A 1,951-nucleotide genomic window follows, 5' to 3' on the forward strand; every position below is an offset into this window, starting at 1 on the left:
CCTCCGCCCCCACCGCCCCCTCTGGCCTCGACGGTTTCGCCGTCCTCCCTGGAGGGAACTGGATCCGAGGGCACACCGCTTGCGCTTGTGGTCGCGACCGGCGGTGTCGCGCCCTATCTCTATTTGTGGCAGCGATTGAACGGCTCAACCAACATCATCGCAGGCAATGCGACCGCCGCGACGACAGAGTTCGGCTGGACCGGCGCTTGGTCGGGCCCACCCCGGCTGTCCACCTGGCGCTGCCGGGTGACCGACGCCGCTAGCACGGTCATCTACACCAGCACCATCAAGGTCAGCATCAACCCGAGCGCGTGAGACTGATCTATGATCTCCCTGACAACCCTCGCACGCTGCCTGACCGCGACCCTTTCCGCCACAGCGGCCGTCGCGACCGCCGGCCCTGCCCTCGCTCAGGCGACCCTCCAGCCACCAGTCGTCTATGAGGCGGTCGATCAATTCGGCGTAGATGTCGTCAGCGGCAGCGTGCAGATTTCATCGCCGACGATCAGTGTCGGCGACCCCGCGAACGGCGGCCTGTCGTTCTCGGCCAGCTGGGACGCCACGCAGGAGGCATGGCGGTACAGCACCCTCAGTCGGATCAGCTACGAGATCGACAAGTCGCAGGCCTGCGCCAGTCTCTACACCGTCGTTTATATGGGCAGTTCCAATGTCTTCCAACGTAGCGGTTGCGGCCTGCTGACGTTCGGCAGGATGGAAGGCGTGGGTTCTTTGGCCGAAAATCCGGACGGCTCCTACAAATACATCGCGGCAGATGGGTCCGTAGCTGTCTACGGCGGGGCCAGTCCTGGCGGGGCCAGCGTCCAGACGATCACCAAGATCAATGGCGAGGTGATCACCTTCAGCGCTAACTCGATCCGGAACAACCTTGGCTACGAGCTGCGCTTCACGGACAGCGGCGGTTCCCAGACCGTCACCGCTATCAACAATGCGGTGGACTCCTGCGCGCCTACCGGCCCGTGCGCCTACAGCGTCGCCTGGCCGAGCCTGACCTTCAGCGCGGCTGGACATGAGCGCCATGTAACCGACTCTCTAGGGCGCACCACCCGGGTCATTCTCAGCGGCTCAACTTCCGGGATCGATCGACCGATCGGGGTGGCGCGACCGAGCAAGGCGACGGGAGCATCAATCACCTACGGCTACAGCTTCGTGCCGGGACGCGGGACGATGGCGACCTCGGTCAGCGACGGCGTCGGCACCTGGACCTACGCCTACGAAACCTATTGCTCCCCTTCGCCCGCGCCCTGCCACCAGCCGGACGTATATCAGCTGAACACCACGGTCACTGCGCCTGATGGCGGGCAGTCGATCTTTCATGTCATCTGGAGCGGAGTTTACATCTGGGTATCGCCCATTGAGCAGGAGTTGCGGCTCTTCCCCTCGATGGCGTGGGTAGTGAACGCATTGGGTAAGCGGACGGATATCGCCCAAGACAGCTTCGGGCTGCACGCCGTCCAGTATCCCGAGGGCAACAGCGCGACCTTCGAACGGACGCACGAGGGCCTGATCACCCGCGTCCACAATGTCGCCAAGCCTGGCTCAGGCCTGGCCGACACCAATATCCATGTCGTCTACCCGGACTGTGCGCTGGAGCCCGTGCTCTGTCGGTTGCCGACAACGATGACCGACGCGCGCGGTAATGTGACCGACTACACCTATGACGCGGCCGGCAATCTGCTAACCGAAACCGCCCCCGCGCCCGTGCTAGGCGCGCCCAGGCCCCAAACCCGTTACGCCTGGGACCAGCGGTACGCCTGGTACAAGTCGAACGGCTCCAGCACGATTGCCCGGGCTGCGACCCCGATCTGGGTTCTGGTCAAAAAGTCGACCTGCGCTGCGGCCGCGCCCGCCACCGGCTGCAACGGCACTGCGGACGAGGTTCTGACCACCACCACTTATCAGGCCGGCAGCATCAGCGTGGCCAGCAATCTGC

General features: G+C 64.4%; 2 protein-coding genes. Both read left to right on the forward strand.

Going from position 1 to position 1,951, the window contains the following annotated elements:
- The coding region (locus HX774_RS18810; RefSeq protein ID WP_218650529.1) for a hypothetical protein at positions 1-315 on the forward strand (315 nt) is incomplete at its 5' end.
- A gap of 9 nt (positions 316-324) precedes the next feature.
- A partial coding sequence (locus tag HX774_RS18815; protein WP_178828951.1) for an RHS repeat domain-containing protein occupies positions 325-1,951 on the forward strand: 1,627 nt, incomplete at its 3' end.

Source organism: Brevundimonas sp. P7753 (assembly GCF_013386595.1).
In the GTDB taxonomy this organism is placed as follows: Bacteria; Pseudomonadota; Alphaproteobacteria; order Caulobacterales; family Caulobacteraceae; genus Brevundimonas; species Brevundimonas bullata.